Raw genomic sequence first — 19,588 nt, 5'->3', positions numbered from 1 at the left:
GCCACTTAATGTGGCCTTCGTGCGAGCAGGACTGTCCGCAGTAGCGAGCAAAGCGTCGGGACGCGCCCCTCAGTAAGAACTACGAGAAGTCAGCAACCTGAGCAGTCAGCGCCGCCAGGATCTCCTTGAGCTCAGCTGCACGGTCCCTCTTCTTCTGCACCACCGCGGGCGCGGCCTTGGCCACAAAGCCCTCGTTGGCAAGCGTCTTCTCGCAGCCGGCGAGCTCCTTCTGGGCCGCAGCGATCTCCTTCTCCAGGCGCGCCTTCTCGGCCGAAAGATCAACCTTGCCCTCGAGCACCACAAAGGCCTCGACGCCGCTGTCGACCACGGCGATGCTCGCGGCCGGCTTCTCGACGTCGGTACCCATGACCAGCGAAGCGGTGTTGGCCAGCGGCTCGATGGTCGAGCGCAGGCTCTCGAGCTTCTCGATATCCTCGGCACCGGCGCGCACGACCACGTCGAGCTCGGCCTTGGGGCTCAAGCGATAACGCGAACGCGTGGCGCGGGCGGCAGACACGACGGCGCGGCACAGCTCAAACGCGCGCTCGGCGTCCTCGTCAACATACTTCGCGTAGTCGGCGGGCTCCGGCCACTTGGCGATCATGAGCGCCTCGGCGCGGTTCACGTTGCCCTCGGCGTCCAGGTCGAGCACGCTCGCCGGCATGTTGTCCCAGATCTCCTCGGTGACAAATGGCATAAGCGGGTGCATCAGGCGAATGGAGGTATCGAGCACAAAGATCAGGTTGCGCTGAGCCTGCAGACGGCCCTCGCCCTTCAGACGAGCCTTAGTGACCTCGACGTACCAGTCGCAGACCTCGTTCCAGAAGAACTGCTGCACGCCGCGGGCCATATCGCCAAAGGTGTAGTTCTCAATACCCTCGGTGACCATCTTCACGGCCTTGGCCAGGCGGCTGAACATCCAGGCGTCGGCCGGCGTCTCCACGACGGGCTCGCCGGGCGTGTAGCCCTCCATGTTCATGAGCAGGAAGCGGCTGGCGTTCCAGATCTTGGTCACAAACGACTTGGCTTGCTCGGTGCGCGGGCTGTCGATAAGCTTCTTGGTCTTCTTGTCGATGTTCGCGTCGAACTTGACGTCCTGGTTGTTGGTGCACAGCGTGAGCAGGTTGTAGCGCATGGCGTCGGCGCCGTACATGCCAATGAGGTCCATGGGGTCAACGCCGTTACCCTTGGACTTGGACATGCGGCTGCCGTCCTTGGCCAGAATCGTCGGGTAGATGACGACGTCCTTAAACGGCACCTCGTCCAGGAAGTACAGCGAGCTCATGACCATGCGGGCGACCCACAGCGCGATGATGTCGCGTGCGGTGACGAGCGCCGTCGTGGGATGATGGCCCTCGAGCAGCTCTGGCTTTTGCGGCCAGCCCTGCGTGGCGAAGGTCCACAGCTGCGAGCTGAACCAGGTGTCCAGCACGTTCTCGTCCTGATGCACGTGATGGCCGCCGCACTTGGGGCACACGTCGGTGTCCTCGGTCAGGGCGTCCTCCCAGCCGCAGTCCTCGCAGTAGAACACGGGGATGCGGTGGCCCCACCACAGCTGGCGGCTGATGCACCAGTCCTTAAGGTTCTCCATCCAGGTGGTGTAGGTCTGCGTCCAGCGCGCAGGGTGGAAGGTGACCTTGCCGGAGTTGACGGCGTCGAGCGCCGGTCCCTTGAGTTTGTCGACGGCGACGAACCACTGCTCGGACAGCCACGGCTCCAGCGCGGAGTCGCAACGGTAGCAGTGCATGACAGAGTGATCGAGGTCCTCGACGTGATCGAGCAGGTCATGCTCCTCGAACCACTTGATGACGGCCTCGCGGCACTCGTCGCGGTTCATGCCGGTGAACTCGCCGTAGCCCTCGACGACCACCGCGTGCTCGTCGAAGATGTTGATCTGCGGCAGGTCATGGGCCTGACCCATGGCATAGTCGTTGGGGTCGTGAGCAGGCGTTACCTTGACGAAGCCAGAGCCGAAATTGGCGTCGACATGCCAATCCTCAAAGATGGGGATCTCGCGGTCCACGATGGGGAGCTTGACGGTCTTACCCACAAAAACGGCCTTCTCGGGGTCCTTCGGGGAGACGGCGACGCCCGTGTCGCCGAGCATGGTCTCGGGGCGCGTGGTGGCGACGACGATGTAGTCCTGGCCGTTGACCGGCTCGGTCAGCGGGTAGCGCAGGTGCCACAGGTGGCCCTTCTCGTCCTTATACTCGGCCTCGTCGTCCGAGATGGCGGTGGTGCAGTTGGGGCACCAGTTGACGATGCGCTTGCCGCGATAGATCAGGCCGTCGTGGTACCAGTCGCAGAAGACCTTGCGCACGGCCTGGGCGTAGTCCTCGTCCATGGTGAAGCGCTCGTTATCAAAGTCGACGGAGCAGCCCATGCGCTTGATCTGCTCGACGATGATGCCGCCGTACTCGTGGGTCCAGTCCCAGCAGGCGTCGACGAACTTGTCGCGACCGATCTCCAGGCGGCTGATGCCCTCGCTCTTGAGCTTCTTATCGACCTTGGTCTGCGTGGCGATACCGGCGTGGTCTGTGCCCAGCACCCAGCGCGTGGACTTGCCGCGCATGCGGGCCATGCGGATGATGGCGTCCTGGATGGAGTCGTCGGTAGCGTGGCCCATGTGGAGCTTGCCGGTCACGTTGGGAGGCGGAATGGTGACGGTGCAGTCGCCCACGCCCTCACGGCGCTTGTAGTAGCCGCCGTCGAGCCACTTCTGCAGGATCGCCGGCTCGTTGGTCGACGGATCGTAGTTCTTGGGCATCTCTTCCATATATCTCTCCCTGTCCCGCCGGCGTGTCCGCCTGCTTGGTTTTCGCTCGGTCAGGTCCTGGCTCGCACGAAGAGCACGTTAAGTGCTCTTCGGCTCGTGCGGAATCTACGAAAACCAAGCAGGCGGACACGCCTTAGGTATCGATTACTTCAGTCTGATATGACTTCGCTGAGGCTTAAACAAACACACAGAATAACACAGGTAGTTGGGGTTATTGCGTATATATAAAATAGCCTCCGACCGCGGGTGGTCGGAGGCTATTTGCAAGCACGTTTTTGGCTGGTTTACCCGTAGATGCGTTGGGGCTGTTCTTCGCCCTTTACGGAGGCTTCGGTCACGATGACCTTGGAAACGCCCTCCTCGCTGGGCAGGTCGAACATCGTCTGCTGCAGCACGTCCTCGCAGATGGAGCGCAGGCCGCGGGCGCCGGTCTTGCGAGCGAGCGCCATGCGGGCGATCTCGTGCAGGGCCGCGTCCTCAAACTCAAGATCGACGTCCTCGAGCTGGAACATCTTGCGGTACTGGCGCACCACGGCGTTCTTGGGCTCGGTCAAAATCGACACCAGGTCGTCCTCGTCGAGCGCCTGCGTCTGGGTTACGACAGGCGTGCGGCCAACGAACTCGGGGATCATGCCAAAGGCGTTGAGGTCCTGCGGGAGCACCTGACGCAGCAGGTCGTTCTCGTCGACCGAGGTGGGGCCGGCGATCTCGGAGTTAAAGCCCACGCCCTTGTTGCCCACGCGATCGGCGATGATCTTATCCAGGCCCACAAAGGCACCACCGCAGATGAACAGGATGTTGGTCGTGTCGATCTGCAGCAGCTCCTGCTGGGGATGCTTGCGGCCGCCGGTGGGCGGAACGCTGGCCACCGTGCCCTCAAGAATCTTAAGCAGCGCCTGCTGAACGCCCTCGCCCGAAACGTCGCGAGTGATGGAGAGGTTCTCGGCCTTGCGGGCGATCTTATCGATCTCGTCCACGTAGATAATGCCAACCTGCGCGCGTTCAATATCGCCATCGGCGGCGTTGATGAGCTTGAGTAGGATGTTCTCCACGTCCTCGCCCACGTAGCCGGCCTCGGTAAGCGCAGTGGCGTCGGCGATGGCAAACGGCACCTCGAGGATGCGCGCGAGCGTCTGGGCCAGCAGGGTCTTACCGGTACCGGTGGGACCGAGCAGCAAGATGTTGGACTTGGCGAGCTCTACCTCGTCCATATCGTCGTCGAACTGCGAGCCCATGTCGTCGTCAAAGGCAGACACCGCGGCGCCGCCCTCGATCACGCGGCGATAGTGGTTGTACACGGCAACCGACATGGCGCGCTTGGCGTCCTCCTGACCCATAACATAGGCCGAAAGCTCGTCATAAATCTCGTGCGGCGTCGGCACGTGCGTGATGACCTGACGGTCGTCCTCGAGCTCAAAACCCTCGGTCTCGGGGTCCACGGCGGGCTGGGATGCAGCCTGGCCGTGGTCGTTGAGGAAGCCCGGCAGTTTGCCGTTGCGGGCGGCGTCCATAAAGTCCGAAGCCAGCGACTCCTCAAGGATCTCGGAGCAGGCGGCGACGCACTCGTCACAGATAAAGATGTTGGTCGGGCCCTTTACGAGACGACGGACCTGGCCCTGCTCTTTTCCGCAGAAGGAGCAGCGGATGGGGTTGCCGTTCTCGTCAAAGTTGTCCTGCATGTTACCTGCCATCCTAGGCGTCCTTCGCGGCCAGATCGCGCGAGGTGACGATACGGTCGATCAGACCGTAGTCGAGGGCCTCGGCAGCAGTCAGGTAGTTGTCGCGCTCGGTGTCGGCCTGGACCTTCTCGATGGGCTGGCCCGAGGCATCGGACAGGATCTGGTTGAGCTCGCGGCGAGTCTTCTTAATCTCCTCGGCAACGATCTCAATCTCGGTCTGCTGGCCCTGGGCACCGCCGCTGGGCTGGTGAATCATGACCTTGGAGTGCGGCAGGCAGAAGCGCTTGCCCTTAGCGCCGGCCGAAAGCAGCACGGCGGCCATGGACGCAGCCATACCGACGCAAATGGTGGAGACCTGCGGCTTGATAAAGTTCATGGTGTCCAGAATCGCCAGGCCGGAGTAGACCTCGCCGCCGGGCGAATTGATATAGAGCGAGATATCCTTCTCGGCATCCTGGCTCTCAAGATGCAACAGCTGGGCAACGACCAGGTTGGCGCTGACGGAGTTGATCTCCTCGCCCAAGAAGATGATGCGATCGTTGAGCAGGCGCGAATAGATATCGTAGCTGCGCTCGCCGCGCGGCGTCTGCTCGATAACGTATGGCACGAGGGCGGAATCGAACTTAGCGATCATACGCATCTCCATTTCTCTCTTGCGGACCAAATTGGTTCTAGATAAACGTACGGTGCCCGCATGCTATGCATTGGCTGGCACCGTACGAAGCAACCGGATAACCGGTGTATAACTTTACCCCATCACGGGCGCACACATGCGCTCGCGGGCAAGGTGGCGAGAATTACTCGGCGTCCTTGGCGGTCTCGTCGACCTCGGTCACCTTAGCGTTCTCGACCAGGTGGTCGACGGCCTTGGAGCGACGGATGGACTCGCGGACGGCAGGCATGCGGCCATCGGCGATGAACTCGGCCTTGGAAGCCTCGACGTCCTTGACGCCCGCCTTCTCGAACTCGGCGTTGATGTCGTCCTCGGTGACCTCGATCTTGAGCTCACGGGCGAGGGCGTCCAGAGCCAGGGACTCACGGGCAACGTCGTTGGCCTGCTTGTGCAGGTCGCCGATGAACTGCTCCATGGTCAGACCGGAAGCGGGCAGCCAGGTGTCCAGGGTCATGCCGCGGGCAGCGAGGTTGGACAGGAAGTTCTGGCCAAGCTCCTCAAAGACGGACTGCTCGTAGTCGGCATCCATCTCGTCGAGCTGCAGGCGCTCGGCGAGAGCGGAGACGCAACGGTTCTCCTTCTCGGCCGGCAGGCGGGAAGCCTTGTCCTGCTCGATCTCGATCTTGATGGCGTCGCGCATGGCATCGATGCTGTCGAAGCCGAAGTCGGACTTGACAAGCTCGTCGGTGAGCTCGGGGGTGTTGCGGACCTTGATGCCCTTGACGGTGACCTCGACGGTGTGGGTCTCGGCCTCCTCGCCCTCCTCGACCTCGTCGGTCCAGGTGACGGTCTTGACGTCGTCAACGTTAGCGCCGATCAGGGCCTCGTTGAACTCCTTGGGGTTGCTGTCGCTACCGGCGATGAGCATACGGCCCTCGGCGGCAAAGTTGTCGGCGTTCTCGACGGCCTTGAGGTCGACGGTGACGTAGTCCTCGGCCTCGACGGCGCGACCCTCGACGTCCTCGAAGGTGGCACGGTAGTTGAGGAGCATCTCGACCTGGTTGTTGATCTCGGACTCGGTGACCTCCGCGGGGGGCATCTCGATCTCGACGGCGTCGAAGGAGGAGAGCTCGGCAGCAGGACGCAGGGAGAACTCGACGGTGTAGGTGTAGTCCTCGTGATCTTTGGCGAGGTCGAGCTCCTTGTAGTCACCGTTCTTGGTGGGGACGATGTCCAGCTCGTTGAGGACGGCGGGCTCGTTGGCGGCGATCAGGTCGTTGGTGGCCTGAGCGAGAGTAGCCTCGGCGCCAAGAGCAGAGTCGATGACCGGACGGGGGGCCTTACCGGCGCGGAAGCCCGGGAAGCGGTACTTCTTGGCGGTGTCCTTGTAGGCCTTCTTGATCGCGGCGTCGACGTCGGCGGCCGGGATGGTGACCGTAGCGGTGAGCTTGGCGTCCTTGACGTCAGAAGCGGTGATGTTCAACACGTTCCTCCTCATACTGCCCAGCTTATCTGAGGTGCTGGTACCTTTATGCAACAAGCGTCGCGAGGGCATAAGCCGACGCGGGTGCGTTGGTGCGGGCGAAAGGACTCGAACCTTCACGGGAATCCCACCAGAACCTAAATCTGGCGCGTCTACCAATTCCGCCACGCCCGCATGAGCGCACAGACTAGGAATGATAGCAGATACGATCGGCAAGCGCACGCACACCTTTTACAAGCTCACGACCTCACCACGAGTGCAAAAGGCGGGACGAGTAGCCCCGCCCGCCAATTACGACTTGTTCGCTGACCCGCTACTCCCCCAGCAGTGCTTTCTCCGGCGTGATCGGCAGCGAGCGAACCTGGTGGCCGGTGGCGTGTGCGACGGCCGAGGCGACGGCGGCCAGCGGCGTGTTGATGACGACCTCGCCGATCGACTTGGCGCCAAACGGACCCGTCGGCTCGTAGCTCGGCTCAAAGGCCACGCGAATGCTGCCGATATCTAGGCGCGTGGGCAGCTTGTAGCTCATAAAGTTGCCGGTGCGCAGGCGGCCGCGGTCGTCGTGCTCGACGATCTCGTAGAGCGCGTGACCGATGCCCTGGGCAATGCCGCCCTCGGCCTGGACGCGCGCGAGTGCCTCGTTGATCACGGTGCCACAGTCCACGGCCGCCGCGTAGTCCACCACGGTCACCTTGCCGGTGGCCTTGTCGACCTCAACCTCGGCAATGCCGGCCATAAACGGCGGAGGCGAAACGGGCAGGCAGGCAGAGGCATGCGAGGTGAGCGCGTCGCCGCCCGCGATGTTCTTGACGCACAGGTTGGCAAAGTCGCGCAGCGTGAGGTAGCGGTTCTGCTCGCGCGCGGCACGCTCGTCGGACAGACGCACGTACTGGCCATCAAATACCACATCGGCGGTGTCCACGTCCCACATCTGGGCTGCCTTGGCGCAGATCTTCTCGCGCAGCTCGGTCGCGGCGTTCTTGGCGGCAAGGCCCGTCACGTACGTACCCGAGCTCGCGTACGAGCCGGCGTCGAACGGCGACACATCGGTGTCCACGCCGCGCACCACGATCAGCGAGCTCTCCACGCCCAGCTCCTCGGCGGCAATCTGCGCCAGGATCGTATCGACGCCCATGCCGTTATCGGTGGCGCCGGTGCCGATGGTAATGAAGCCGTCCTCTTCCAGGCGCATATCGATGCCGGCGATGTCCACGTTGGAGATGCCCGAGCCCTGCATGGTGAGCGCGCAGCCCAGTGCGCGCACGCGGTCGCCCAGGTCCACAGCCAGCGGCTTGTCACGCCAACCGATCATGTCCATCGCGCGCAGCAGGCAGCGGTCGAGCGCGCAGGCGTTGAGCTTCTCGTTGTAGTACTGCGGCATGACCTCGCCCTCGCGCACGATGTTCTTAAGGCGCAGGTCGGCGGGGTCCATGTGCAGCATGTCGGCGAGCTCGTTGACGGCACTCTCCACGGCAAACTGGCCCTGGGTGGCACCGTAGCCGCGATACGCGCCGCCGCGGTTGGTGTTGGTGTAGACGGCATCCCAGCTAAAGCGGCTCGCCTTCACATGATTGTAGATGGGCAGGCTCTTGTGGCCCGAAAGGCCGATCGTCGTGGTGGCGTGCTCGCCGTACGCGCCGGCGTTGGACAACGTATGCAGGTCGATGGCCGTGATGGTGCCGTCGTTCATGGCGCCCAGCTTAACGGTCATCTGCATCTGGTGGCGAGAGTTGCCCGCGGTGATGGTCTCCTCACGGGTGTAGCAGCAATAGCTCGGACGGCCGGTCTGCTGGGTGACGAACGCCACGAAGATCTCGCAGCAGCCCGTCTGCTTGGAGCCAAAGCCGCCACCGATGCGCGGCTTGATGACTTGCACCTGCGACTGCGGGATGTCAAGCGACTGCGCGACCATGCGGCGCACGTGGAAGGGCACCTGCGTAGAGGTGGTCACCGAGATGCGCCCGAACGCGTCGGTCGTCGCAAAGGCGCGGAAGGTCTCCATGGGCGCGGTCTGCGTGGCTTGGCTGGTGTAGGTGCGCTCAAAGACGATGTCGCTCTGGGCGAAGGCCTCGTCCAAGTCGCCAAAATCGCTGGTACCGCTGCACACCAGGTTGCGAGCAACGTCGCCGCCCTGCGGGAACATAAAGGTCACGTCGCCCTCGGGGTGGACCACGATGTCGTTATCGAGTGCTTGGGTAAAGTCGAGCAGGGGCTCGAGCACCTCGTAATCGACCTTGATGAGTTTGAGCGCCTTGTCGGCGGCCTCCTCGGTCTCGGCGGCGACGATCGCCACCTCCTCGTTTTGGTAACGGACGAGGTTCTCGAGAATCAGGCGGTCGTAGGGACTCGGCTGCGGATAGCTCTGACCGGCGATGGTAAAGCGGCGCTTGGGCACGTCCTCGTAGGTGTAGACGCCCACGACGCCGGGTACCTTCAGGGCGCGCGACGTATCGATGGAGCGGATCTTGGCGCGGGCATACGGGCTGCGCTTGAGCTTAACGATCAGGGCGCCGGCGGGCACCATGTCGCCCGTGTAGACGGGACGACCCTCGAGCAGCGCCTTCGAGTCCTTCTTGGGCTGCTTGTGGGTGATCTGCTTGTAGGAGACGCCGTCGCAGCTGGTGTCGTTGACGGGCAGCTCGGGCATCTCGAAGCCTACCTGCACGCCGGACTCGTTGAGGAAGCGGACGATGGCGCGCAGCTGGCTCTCGTAGCCGCTGCAGCGGCAGAGGTTGCCGGCCAGCTGGCGCGACAGCTCCTCGCGCGTGGCAACGAGGCTTGGGTCCTCCTTGGCAGCACGGGCAAGCGCCAGCACGTTCATGATGAGGCCGGGGGCGCAAAAACCGCACTGCTCGGCACCTTCGGCAGCCATCGCACGGGCCAGTGCCTCGGACTCGGCCTTGAGGCCCTCAAGCGTGGTGATGGTACGACCCTCGACGCGCGCCGCGGGAACCGAGCAACTCAGCACCGGGTCGCCGTCGAGCCACACCGTGCACAGGCCGCAGTTGGTGGTTTCGCAGGCACAGCGCACCGACGCGCAACCCTGCTCGCGCAAAAGCGCAAAGAGCATGGTGTCGGGGGCAATCTGGACCTTGACCTTACGGCCGTTGAGCGTAAAGGAAAGATCGATGAGTTTGGCAGCCATTAGCGCACCTCACTAGAATCGACGCCGGGCACGCGGCGGCAGGAATACTCGTCCGTGGCAAACTTAGGAATCTGCACGCCCTCGAGCTCGCGGGCAAGCGCGGCCGAAAGCTCAATGCCGGCGGCGCGGCGCACAGCCTGGATGGCGAGCGGGGCCGAGATGCGGCGGCGGTAGTCTGCCGAGCCCCACAGGTTGGTGCCGTAACTCAGCGCGCGCACGGATGCGGCCAGGGCGCGAAGCTCGTCCTCGGAAGGCTGCTCGTTCACCAGACCGCATGCCTCGCCCTGCAGCAGGTTTGCGCGCAGTGGACGGGCACCCACGGTGACATGCCAGCTGTTGTTCCACCAGGCAGCGGTGACGTTGAGCGAGGGGAAGTCGGTCGCGGCCTTGCGCACGGCCTCATAGCTTGCGCGGTAGTCGTGCTTAACGACCACGATGTGCTCGATCACGTCGCGCACGTAGCCCATGTCAACGAACTCCGCGAGCGGCACGCGGCCGGCGCCCGTCAGCTCAACGTACGAATCGAGCGCCAAAAAGGCCGAGAGCACGTCAGAGAAACCAAAGCGACCGTAAATGCTGCCGCCCACCGTGGCGGTATTACGCAGCTGCACGCCCACGATATCGTGGACGGCGAACTCAAAGACATGGTTGACAAGCGCGTTGAGCTCGGCGTGACGCTCGAGCTGGCGCAGGGTGCACATGGCGCCGATGCGAAACTCGGTCTCGGTCTCCTCGATCTGATCGAGTCCACAGGCCGAAAGGTCAATCGCCGTCGCCACGCGACGCGAACCCAGGCGCATCCAGATGCCGCCGCCCACAATCTTGTTGTTGCGGTTCTTCTGTAAGAGCTCATAGGCTTCGGCCGCGTTTCCAACACGGACGTAGGTACCGAACTTGAGCACGTTCTCCCCCATCTCTTCACTTGTCCAGTACTTTTAAGTGTACCAAACGAGGGGCCGCACACTGTTTTAGGACAAAATCCACCCACCCATCCATAACTTGCGGTGATATACGGACTGATTAGCCGTTCTGGAACGCAAAACAGTCCGTATATCACCGCAAGTTATGAGGAGTCCTCCGGGATAGAAAAGGCTCCCAGCCGGAATGGCTGGGAGCCTCATCACAGGCTATGTCGAGCGAAGATTTAGCAGACGCCCTGGGCGAGCATGGCGTCGGCGACCTTCAGGAAGCCGGCGATGTTGGCGCCCATGACAAAGTTGCCCTCCTGGCCGTACTCCTTGGCGGTGTCGTCCACGTTGTGGAACATGCCGCGCATGAGCTGCTCGAGCTTACCGTCGACCTCCTCGAAGGTCCAGGACAGGTGCTCGGCATTCTGGCTCATCTCCAGGCCGGACACGAGCACGCCACCGGCGTTGGCAGCCTTACCGGGCATAAAGGCAACGTCGTTCTCCTGGAAGTAGGTCGTGGCCTCGATGGTCGTGGGCATGTTCGCGCCCTCGCCGACCACCTTGCAGCCGTTGGCGACGAGCGCCTGGGCGTCCTCGAGCAGCAGCGTGTTCTCGCGAGCGCAGGGCAGCGCGATATCGCAGGGAAGCTGCCACACGCCGCGGCCGTCGCCCTCGTGCCACACGGCGTTAGGCTTCTCGTCAACGTACATAGCGAGCGTAACGCCCTTGTCGTGGCCAGAGCGCTTCTTGTTGTAGACATGCTCGAGCACAGTGTAGTCGATGCCGTCGGGATCATCGACCCAGCCATGGGTATCGGAGCAGGCGAGCACCTTGCCGCCGAGCTGGGAGACCTTCTGGACCGCGTAGATGGCGACGTTACCGGAGCCGTGAACGACGACGTTCTTGCCCTCGAAGGAGTCGCCGCGGCTCTTGAGGTACTCATCCACAAAGTAGGCCAGGCCGTAGCCGGTGGCCTCGGTACGGGCGAGCGAGCCGCCAAAGGAGAGGCCCTTGCCGGTAAGAACGCCGGTCCACTCGTTGGTCAGGCGCTTGTACTGACCGAACAGGTAGGCAACCTCGCGGCCGCCAACGCCCAGGTCGCCGGCGGGAACGTCGGTGTTGGGGCCAATGTGGCGATAGAGCTCGGTCATGAAGGACTGGCAGAAGTGCATGATCTCGTTGTTGGACTTGCCCTTGGGGTCAAAGTCGGAACCGCCCTTGCCGCCGCCCATGGGAAGGGTGGTCAGGCTGTTCTTGAGGATCTGCTCCAGGCCCAAGAACTTGAGCATGCCCAGGGTGACCGTCGGGTTAAAGCGCAGGCCGCCCTTGTAGGGTCCAATGGCAGAGTTGAACTCGACGCGGTAACCGCGGTTGACCTGGACCTTGCCCTGGTCGTCGACCCAAGGGACACGGAACATGACGATGCGCTCGGGCTCGACGAGGCGCTCAAGCAGGGCGGCCTCCTCGTACTCGGGATGGGCGTCGAGCGCCGGCTGGATGGTACCGAGGATCTCGGTCGCGGCCTGGATGAACTCAGGCTGCTCGGGATAGCGGGCCTTGAGCTCGTCGAGAACTTTCTGCGTGTAGCTCATGCTTCCTCCAATTGATGGAAAAGAAAATGTTGGTCGCGGCACCCTATGCGTCGCGAACTTTATCGAGTATGGATAATATCGCACTGTTGCAGCAAAGTTTCGCATAAGCCGACGAGCAGATGTTTCGTTTTGATTACGATGCAGGTAGAAGCGTTTTTGAGCACCCAACGCGCAAATCGCGTGTTTCGAAGCTGTTTCGTCCACATGTTCCAAACCACCACATTGGGCACCTTTGTGGTGGTGTTGGTGGTTAGAGGACGAGCTGATGGTAGTCGGCAGGGGTTATGCGGCCCTCGGTGGCGGCGCGGAAGGCGGTGAGCGCATCGCCCGAGAACGGCATGGCCCAGCATAGCCCGCAGCCGGCGGTAATGGAGCCGGGCAGCGGCATGATGCGCCCGGGCACGCCGGCATCCAGGCACAGCTGCTCGCATTCCATCACATCGAAGGTGCTGTCAAACGACACGATAATCTTGCGTTCGTGGTCGAGGGCATCACCGGATGGGCCTTCGCGGTGTGCCTCACGATACGCCGCGGCGGCCGCTTCCTCTTCCGCAGTATGTCCACAGCCACCGCAGCCGCAGGTACAGGGCTCGGAACCATCGCAAGTGCAAGGCTCTCCCGTGTCGGGGCAAATATCGTGAGACATGGCAACTCCAATCGTCTAGGCGAGCAGCTCGGCTGCCGCAAACTCCTCGGGTGTATTGACGTTTTCGAAGCAGAGCGTCGAGCCCGCGGCCTTAACGATCTGCGGCTCATCTATATAACCAGCCTGAACGCAATTGATCAGGCAGCGAATGCGCTGGCGGTCGCAGGCGAGCAGCTCATGGGCAACCGGCGCACACGCGTCACGGCGCCAGACGGCGCAAAGCGGCTCAATCCCCCGCTCCTCGCACGGCACGCACACGTCGAGCGCCTCGGCCTCAACACGATCGGCGAGCGCGCCGATGAGTTCCGGCGAGACAAACGGCATATCGCAGGCGACGATCGCCACGAGCGGCAATCGGGCCGCGGCCAACGAGCTCGCGATGCCGCGCATGGCGCCCGCCGACCCTTCAAGGTCCGCCACCACACGCGGCACCAAGCCGCCAAACGCGCATTCCTCAAGGTAGGCAAGCTCGCTGGGACGCGAAGTCGTCACGACTAACTCGCCGGCAACTGGCGCCAGCCGACCCAGCACGCGCTCGATGAGCGGCTCGCCGCAAAACGCCATGCGTGCCTTGTCGCAACCCATGCGCGACGACAGGCCGCCCGCCTGGACGACGCAAGAAAGATCGGCTCGTCTTACGGTAGTCATACGGCAAACCACCCCCATCGGTATGCTCGAAACCCGGTGCACGAAGCTAAATACCGCCGCCGAAATAGCGGCGCTACGAAAAGCTCATGCAAAAACAAAACAGCGCCTTTGCGGCACGCAGCAAGACCGCGAGCACAAAAGCGCTGGTAGCGTATGGCGGGAACGTATGTGAATCGAACACATCCAAGACGTTTTGCACGCCTCGCAACGGTTTTGAGGACCGCGGAGCCCACCGGAGCCCATCCGTTCCCAAGTGCGGCGGTATTTTACCAAACCGAAACGGCTCCATCCCAAAAAAGACGAGCAAGAAGTTGCGGTGGAATAGTTCTTGCTTAGGCTGCAAGACCCCAAAAACAGGAACTATTTCACCGCAACTGAGGAGGCGGGAGCGGATGACCGGCCTGGCGTAGGGACCTCAGGCCGCCGGCATCCTTGTCGAGCACCGTAAAGCGCACGGCATCCAGGTGCTCCAAGATGCTGATGGCGCGTTTGCGCGACACGCCCAGGGCCTCACGCAGCACGCTCGTGGTGGCTGCGCCGCCGGCTGCCTCGATGGCGGCGGCGACGAGCTCACGCGCATGGGCCTCGGCGGCAGCAGACAGGGCAACGTCGCGCTCGACCTTAACGATCGAGCGGTTGAGCGAAAGTTCGCGCAGGGCACGCGTCATGGTGTCGCGGCCGAGCTGCAGCTGTTCGCCCACCTCGGGAAGCGCCGGTGCATCCAGGCCAGCCTCGTCAAGCAGCGCGACGATCCGCTCACAAGCCTCTCGCACCACGCGTGCCGCCGCGGCGGCCGAATGCGGATCGAATACCTCGGCGCCCTCGGCGGCGCACACGCCACGCGAGCAGCCCTCGGCAATCAGAGCTGCGGCAACGCCTTCATCAGCGGCAGGCCACGCAGCATGGGCAACGGCGCCGGGCGTAAAGCCCGTCTCCTTGGGAGCCGCCGCGTGCATGGCCGACAGGGTCGCCGCCAGTGCATCCATCGCGGCGTCGAGCGAGGAAGAATCTGCATACAGCGAGCCATCCGAGCCAGCAAGCGCGCAAGCAGCGCCCTGCGCCACCAACCCGCGCAGTGCGGTATCGACCTCGCCGACGCCAAGATCCAAAGCCGCGGCAACATCAACCGCCGTAACCGGCAGCGTCTGCAGCGTCAGCCAAGCGCCCACACCGCCTGTGATATCGCCGGCCTCAAGCGCCGCATACAACGCACGCTCCCCTTCGGCAAGCTCGCGCGAGCGACGGCAGCGCGAAAGCAGAACACGCCCGCCGCCAATGAGCATCACGGGCGAATACGACAGCGCCACGGCATGGTCTCCGGCGCGCACCGGCAGTGGCTCCTCCAAGCGCACCTGTACGGTACGGGTCTCGCCCACCGCCATGGGGGCCTCACCCTCCAAAAGCATGATGCGGCCGACGACTTCGGCCGTACCGGCCATCACGTGCACGCGCGCACCCGACTCGAGCACACGCGGCTTGGCTCCCTCGAGACCCAAATACGTAAACGTCATCATAAAGCGCATCGTCTGGCCAAAGCGACCCGCCACACCGAGCATCTCACCGCGATCGAGCGCGGCGACGCCGTCACCAACCAGGTTGAGCGCCACACGCTGACCGGGCAGCGCCCGTTGCGTGTCGCTATGCACTTGGATCCCGCGTACGCGGCAGGCCGTGCGCGACGGCAGCGCGACGAGCTCATCGCCCACCGCAACCGGCGCATCATGCAGCGTTCCCGTCACGACGGTGCCGACGCCCTTGATCGTAAAGCAGCGGTCAATCGGCAGGCGCGGCGCGGCATCGCTCCGATCGGAACGGTCGCGACAGGCATCCCAGCAGACACTTACCTGCTCGTCGAGCACCGCAAGCAGCCCGTCAATCCCCTCGCCCGTCTTAGACGACACGGGCACGATCGGCGCACCCGCAAACACGGTACCCGACAAAAAGTCATCGACATCGAGCTCGGCAAGCTCGGTCATCTCGGCATCGGCCAGGTCGCACATCGTCAGCGCGACCACCATGTGCGTAACGCCCAGCAGCTCCAGCACATGCACGTGCTCGCGGGTCTGCGGCATCACGCCCTCGACGGCCGAAACCACCAGCACGGCAACGTCGATGCCCGTCGCACCCTGCACCATGGCGCGCAGATAATGGGCATGCCCCGGCACATCGACCAGGCCAACGATCTTGCCGCTCGGAAGCGCCAGCTCGCCAAAGCCCAGCTCCACCGTCATGCCGCGGCGACGCTCGACCTCAAGGCGATCGGGATTCTTGCCGGTCAGCGCCTCGATGAGCGCCGACTTACCGTGGTCGACATGACCCGCCGTGCCAACGATAACGGGACACTCCACCAGCACTTGAACCTCACTCATCGAGCAATCGCCTTCTCAACGCACGCGACGAGCGTCGATGCCGCCGTCTCGATATCGCGGTCGCCTACGAGCGTGCGCACATCAAACAGAATGCGGTCGTGCGAGGCGCGCGTGACGACCGGCGTATCGAAGTCTTGAACGAGCGAGCGCTTGAGCGCGTCGACGGACAGGAGCCCGTCGACCGGGCAGACGGCCACGCACATCGTGGGCAACTCGACGGTAGGCAGCGAGCCGCCGCCGAGAGTCGACGACTCTTCGACGATCTCCACCTGAACGGCGCACGGGCGACCCGCCTTATCGAGGCCTGCCACCATCAGCTCGCGCAGCTTGCGTGCGCGACGCTCCAGATGAGCCTGCGGAAGCGTGAGCATGTTGAGCACCGGCACCTCGCGATGGGCCACATCCGCCCCATCCATATAAATGCGCAGTGTAGCCTCGAGCGCCGCCAGTGCGAGCTTGCCCGGACGCAGGGCACGCATAAGCGGATGCGACCCGCAGGCCTGGACCAGGTCACGACGGCCCATGATAATGCCCGCCTGTGCGGCACCGAGCAGTTTATCGCCCGAGCACGACACCAGATCGAGCCCTGCCGAAACCGAAGCCGGCGTGGTTTCTTCGCCGCCGCGCACCAAGATGTCGTCGGGCAACAGCGCGCCCGAGCCCTGGTCCTCGTAGAACAGCAGGCCATGCTTGTGAGCAAGCGCCGCAAGCTCCCGAGAACCCACCTCCTCGTGAAAACCCTCGATGCGATAGTTGGAAGGATGGACCTTAAGGATCATCGCCGTATCGGGCGTGATGGCTTGCTCATAATCTGTCAGGTGCGTGCGATTGGTGGCGCCGACCTCGACGAGTTTGGCGCCCGAAGCCGCCATGACATCGGGGATGCGGAAGCTGCCGCCGATCTCGACAAGCTCGCCGCGGCTGACGATGACCTCCTTGCCTGCGGCATGGGTCGCCAGCACCAGCAGCACCGCGGCGGCATTGTTGTTGACCACGAGCGCGTCCTCGGCACCGGTGAGTGAGCGGATCAGCTGCGCGGCGTGCTCCTTGCGCGACCCGCGCGAACAGGTGTCGACGCTGTACTCGAGCGTGCTATACCCGCGCGCAACCTCGGCCACGGCTTTGGCAGCTGATTCCGCGAGCGGGGCGCGACCCAAGTTGGTATGGATAACCACACCCGTGGCGTTGACGGCGGGACGCAGGCTCGGCAGCGCGGAGCGATGCGCACGCCACTCGATGGCCGAGGCCAGCTCGCGCTTGGAACGCGGGGCGGCGCCGGCACGAATCGCGGCGCGCTCCTCATCGAGCTCGGCCGTGACGGCGGCATGCACCACCGCGTCGCAGGTCTCCCCCGCCGCCTTCACAACCGGCCACTCTGCGAGCAGCTCGTTGACAGAAGGAATGGCGCGAAGGCGGGCGCGTACCTCATCGGACATGTTCTGGCTATCGCTCATGTGCGACCTTTCAAAACCAAAGGTGAATCAATCGTTCGAACGTCAAACTATCAGCCAATTCGATCGGCTGAGTCAATCAATCGCTATTATCCTCGCGCGCCGCGATCTTTTCCACGCGAACGGCGTTTTCCTGGGTGAGCGCAGCGCCCGTCAACGGGTCCCAACGCAACGGCGTATGGTCGAGCGGGCCTACGCCCAAGGCCTGAGCGCCACCGGTATCGGCGCCAGACGAACGCCCGCCGGGGGCGGCCGAGGTGAAGATGCACGCCGGATGCAGATAGGGCGTCGTCTCCACGCGCACGCGGTCGCGGCCCATGTCGCTCACAAGCTCGACGACCTCGCCATCGGCGATACCCATGCGAGCGGCGACATCGGCGTTCATCTGCACGGCGTCCAAGTCCGATCCAGCCTCGGCGGCACCTTGGGCCGCAAGCCTTCGCGAGGTATGTGACTCAAAGGGTCGATTGCCGCTAATGAGGCGAAACATCCCCGGGCTGGGCTCCACCATCGGCGCAATCCAGCCTGGCACGCGCCCCAGGCCGGCTCGCTCCCATACGTCACTTGCCAGCGCAATCTTGCCGCCGGCAAGCGGAATCACCGGCTCACCCGTGCGCGACGGCAGCGCCACGCCCGTATCGGCCCAGCCGCGCTCCTTGAGCTCGTCCAGATCGATCCCAAAAGGGGCCACCTGGGCAGCCGTCAGATCGTCAGACGTAAACTGGAAATACTCGCCCACGCCACACGCCTGCGCCAGACCGGCAAAAATCTCCCGACCGGGACGTGTGCCGTCATGCTGCACGGGCAGCACGGCGTTGCGGTAGAACACGCGCGAATCGCTGGCGCCCACGACTGTGCCCACACCGCGGTCGGCCTCCAGATACGTCACGTCGGGCAGCACGAAGTCAGAAGCACGCGCCGTCTCGGACCAACGAATATCAATCGTCACAAGCAAGTCGAGCTGCTGCAAAATACCCAACCAAGCCTGTGCATTGCCATAGCCCGCACCGGGGTTACTGGCATAGACGATGAGCCCACGCAAATCGCCGGCAAGAATCGACTGACCGATGGTCGTGCACAGCCCGCGCACCGGATCGACCAGTGGATAGCGCTCGGACCCCAGCTTGGGCTCGCGCGGCACCGGCGGCGTCGCAAAGCGAGTGAGATCGAGGTCGCCCAGTGAAAGCGGTGTGGGCGGATTGAGCGCGCCACCCGCATGTCCAATACAGCCCAGCAGCACATCGACCAAGTAGATAGCGCGTGCGGTCTGGGTGCTATTGGCATACGCGATGCCGATGCCACCATGAAAACCCGCATCCACCACAGCGGCAGGCGCGGCGGCAGCGAGATCGCGCGCCGTGGCGACAATCTCTGCGGCCGGCACGTCGCACATCGATTCGGCCCACTCGGGTGTCCAAGAACTGGCCGCCTGCGCCAGCTCGTCAAAGCCTGTGGCGTAGCGGTCCACGAACTCGTGATCGTACAGGTCCTCGGCTACCAGCACATGTGCGATACCCAGCAGCAACGCCAGATCGCATCCAGGACGTACGCGCAGCCAGCGGTCGGCAAGCGCAGCCGAGCCACTGCGCCGGGGGTCAACCACGATAATCTTAGCCCCACGTCGACGGGCATCGTTGAGCGCATCAACGGCCCCCATCGTCGACGAATCGACAATGGAGCGCCCCAGATACATGATGCAATCGGTGTGCGCAAGGTCAGAGGCGGGACTATAGCCCAAGCTGTGCTCCCAACCGGTAAGTCGGCTTACCTCGCAGGCACCGTCGGCACCGTACACGTTGGGCGAACCAAGCGCATGCATAAAACGATACGCCCAGTAACGGTCGAACGAGGGCACGCCGAGCGTCATGCCCAGCGCGCGCGGACCATGCCCGTCAACAATCCCCAAAAGGCGCTCGGCAATCTGGGCAAACGCCTCGTCCCAGGAAATCGCATCGAACCCCGAGCCATCAGCTCGTCGGCGCATGGGGTGCACAATGCGGTCGCGCTCGTCAAACGGCATTGCCAGGCGATGCCGTCCGCGGGCGCACAGGGCACGCGCCGCGCACGGATGCCCCGGCACCGGCAACTCGGTCACCACGCGGCCGTCCTCAACGCGTGCCGCAAAGGCGCAATCGGCATAGCATCCCCCGCATGTGGTCACCACGGCGCGACCGTCACGCTTCACAGCAGATGCCATCTCGATTACCCCTTTCATCAGCAAAACACAACAGGCCAAAAGCCCGGCAACGGGCCCCAGACCCAAAAAGCCTCCCGCACG

General features: G+C 63.7%; 12 protein-coding genes and 2 tRNA genes. All 14 read right to left on the bottom strand.

From position 1 onward, the window contains the following. Positions 1–79: 79 nt before the first annotated feature. The 14 genes from AAAV44_RS03050 to AAAV44_RS02985 all read right to left on the bottom strand — a co-directional run bounded on the left by AAAV44_RS03050 (position 80) and on the right by AAAV44_RS02985 (position 19,507). Positions 80–2,776: a valine--tRNA ligase gene (locus tag AAAV44_RS03050; protein ID WP_349114489.1), complete on the bottom strand. Its 2,697-nt coding sequence runs from the start codon at positions 2,774–2,776 to the stop codon at positions 80–82. A gap of 284 nt (positions 2,777–3,060) precedes the next feature. Beyond that, positions 3,061–4,467, bottom strand: a complete 1,407-nt coding sequence (gene clpX / locus AAAV44_RS03045; protein WP_349114488.1) for an ATP-dependent Clp protease ATP-binding subunit ClpX — start codon at positions 4,465–4,467, stop codon at positions 3,061–3,063. Between the two features lies 1 nt (position 4,468). Next, on the bottom strand, positions 4,469–5,089 hold the full coding sequence (locus AAAV44_RS03040; protein ID WP_022095182.1) for an ATP-dependent Clp protease proteolytic subunit: 621 nt from the start codon (positions 5,087–5,089) through the stop codon (positions 4,469–4,471). A 163-nt stretch (positions 5,090–5,252) separates the two neighbouring features. Continuing rightward, positions 5,253–6,554: a trigger factor gene (gene tig / locus AAAV44_RS03035; protein WP_253276047.1), complete on the bottom strand. Its 1,302-nt coding sequence runs from the start codon at positions 6,552–6,554 to the stop codon at positions 5,253–5,255. A gap of 87 nt (positions 6,555–6,641) precedes the next feature. Next, a tRNA-Leu gene (locus AAAV44_RS03030) sits at positions 6,642–6,725 on the bottom strand. A gap of 139 nt (positions 6,726–6,864) precedes the next feature. Beyond that, a complete protein-coding gene (locus tag AAAV44_RS03025; RefSeq protein ID WP_349114487.1) occupies positions 6,865–9,696 on the bottom strand; it encodes a molybdopterin cofactor-binding domain-containing protein in 2,832 nt (943 codons plus the stop codon). Further along, entirely contained in the window at positions 9,696–10,598 is a 903-nt protein-coding gene (locus AAAV44_RS03020; protein WP_349114486.1) for an FAD binding domain-containing protein, read from the bottom strand. Before AAAV44_RS03020 ends, AAAV44_RS03025 begins: the two co-directional genes overlap by 1 nt. Positions 10,599–10,840: 242 nt before the next feature. Continuing rightward, positions 10,841–12,196, bottom strand: a complete 1,356-nt coding sequence (gene gdhA / locus AAAV44_RS03015; RefSeq protein ID WP_349114484.1) for an NADP-specific glutamate dehydrogenase — start codon at positions 12,194–12,196, stop codon at positions 10,841–10,843. A 250-nt stretch (positions 12,197–12,446) separates the two neighbouring features. Further along, on the bottom strand, positions 12,447–12,842 hold the full coding sequence (locus tag AAAV44_RS03010) for a DUF3343 domain-containing protein (protein ID WP_349114483.1): 396 nt from the start codon (positions 12,840–12,842) through the stop codon (positions 12,447–12,449). 15 nt (positions 12,843–12,857) lie between these two features. Next, positions 12,858–13,490, bottom strand: a complete 633-nt coding sequence (locus tag AAAV44_RS03005) for a molybdenum cofactor guanylyltransferase (protein WP_349114482.1) — start codon at positions 13,488–13,490, stop codon at positions 12,858–12,860. Positions 13,491–13,644: 154 nt separating this feature from the next. After that, a tRNA-Sec gene (locus AAAV44_RS03000) sits at positions 13,645–13,741 on the bottom strand. 114 nt (positions 13,742–13,855) lie between these two features. Further along, the gene (gene selB / locus AAAV44_RS02995) at positions 13,856–15,859 is read right to left on the bottom strand and encodes a selenocysteine-specific translation elongation factor (RefSeq protein WP_349114481.1); all 2,004 of its coding nucleotides are present in this window, start codon (positions 15,857–15,859) and stop codon (positions 13,856–13,858) included. Then, positions 15,856–17,313, bottom strand: coding sequence for an L-seryl-tRNA(Sec) selenium transferase (selA, locus tag AAAV44_RS02990; protein WP_349114480.1), 1,458 nt, complete (start codon positions 17,311–17,313; stop codon positions 15,856–15,858). The genes selB and selA overlap by 4 nt, the downstream gene beginning before the upstream one ends. 76 nt (positions 17,314–17,389) lie before the next feature. Further along, entirely contained in the window at positions 17,390–19,507 is a 2,118-nt protein-coding gene (locus AAAV44_RS02985; RefSeq protein WP_349114479.1) for a molybdopterin-dependent oxidoreductase, read from the bottom strand. Between the last annotated feature and the right edge of the window lie 81 nt (positions 19,508–19,588).

The sequence above is a fragment of the Collinsella sp. CLA-AP-H1 genome (genome assembly GCF_040092945.1).
Lineage (GTDB): Bacteria > Actinomycetota > Coriobacteriia > Coriobacteriales > Coriobacteriaceae > Collinsella.
Note: the sequence above shows the minus strand (reverse complement) of the source record. Positions and strands in the feature narration are given on the sequence as shown.

What these genes read in the sequence shown, in the direction of transcription:
- AAAV44_RS03050 (WP_349114489.1), bottom strand. Translation starts at nt 2,776, where the DNA reads ATGGAAGAGATGCCCAAGAACTACGATCCGTCGACCAACGAGCCGGCG.
- clpX (WP_349114488.1), bottom strand. Translation starts at nt 4,467, where the DNA reads ATGGCAGGTAACATGCAGGACAACTTTGACGAGAACGGCAACCCCATC.
- AAAV44_RS03040 (WP_022095182.1), bottom strand. Translation starts at nt 5,089, where the DNA reads ATGATCGCTAAGTTCGATTCCGCCCTCGTGCCATACGTTATCGAGCAG.
- AAAV44_RS03025 (WP_349114487.1), bottom strand. Translation starts at nt 9,696, where the DNA reads ATGGCTGCCAAACTCATCGATCTTTCCTTTACGCTCAACGGCCGTAAG.
- gdhA (WP_349114484.1), bottom strand. Translation starts at nt 12,196, where the DNA reads ATGAGCTACACGCAGAAAGTTCTCGACGAGCTCAAGGCCCGCTATCCC.
- AAAV44_RS03010 (WP_349114483.1), bottom strand. Translation starts at nt 12,842, where the DNA reads ATGTCTCACGATATTTGCCCCGACACGGGAGAGCCTTGCACTTGCGAT.
- AAAV44_RS03005 (WP_349114482.1), bottom strand. Translation starts at nt 13,490, where the DNA reads ATGACTACCGTAAGACGAGCCGATCTTTCTTGCGTCGTCCAGGCGGGC.
- selB (WP_349114481.1), bottom strand. Translation starts at nt 15,859, where the DNA reads ATGAGTGAGGTTCAAGTGCTGGTGGAGTGTCCCGTTATCGTTGGCACG.
- selA (WP_349114480.1), bottom strand. Translation starts at nt 17,313, where the DNA reads ATGAGCGATAGCCAGAACATGTCCGATGAGGTACGCGCCCGCCTTCGC.
- AAAV44_RS02985 (WP_349114479.1), bottom strand. Translation starts at nt 19,507, where the DNA reads ATGGCATCTGCTGTGAAGCGTGACGGTCGCGCCGTGGTGACCACATGC.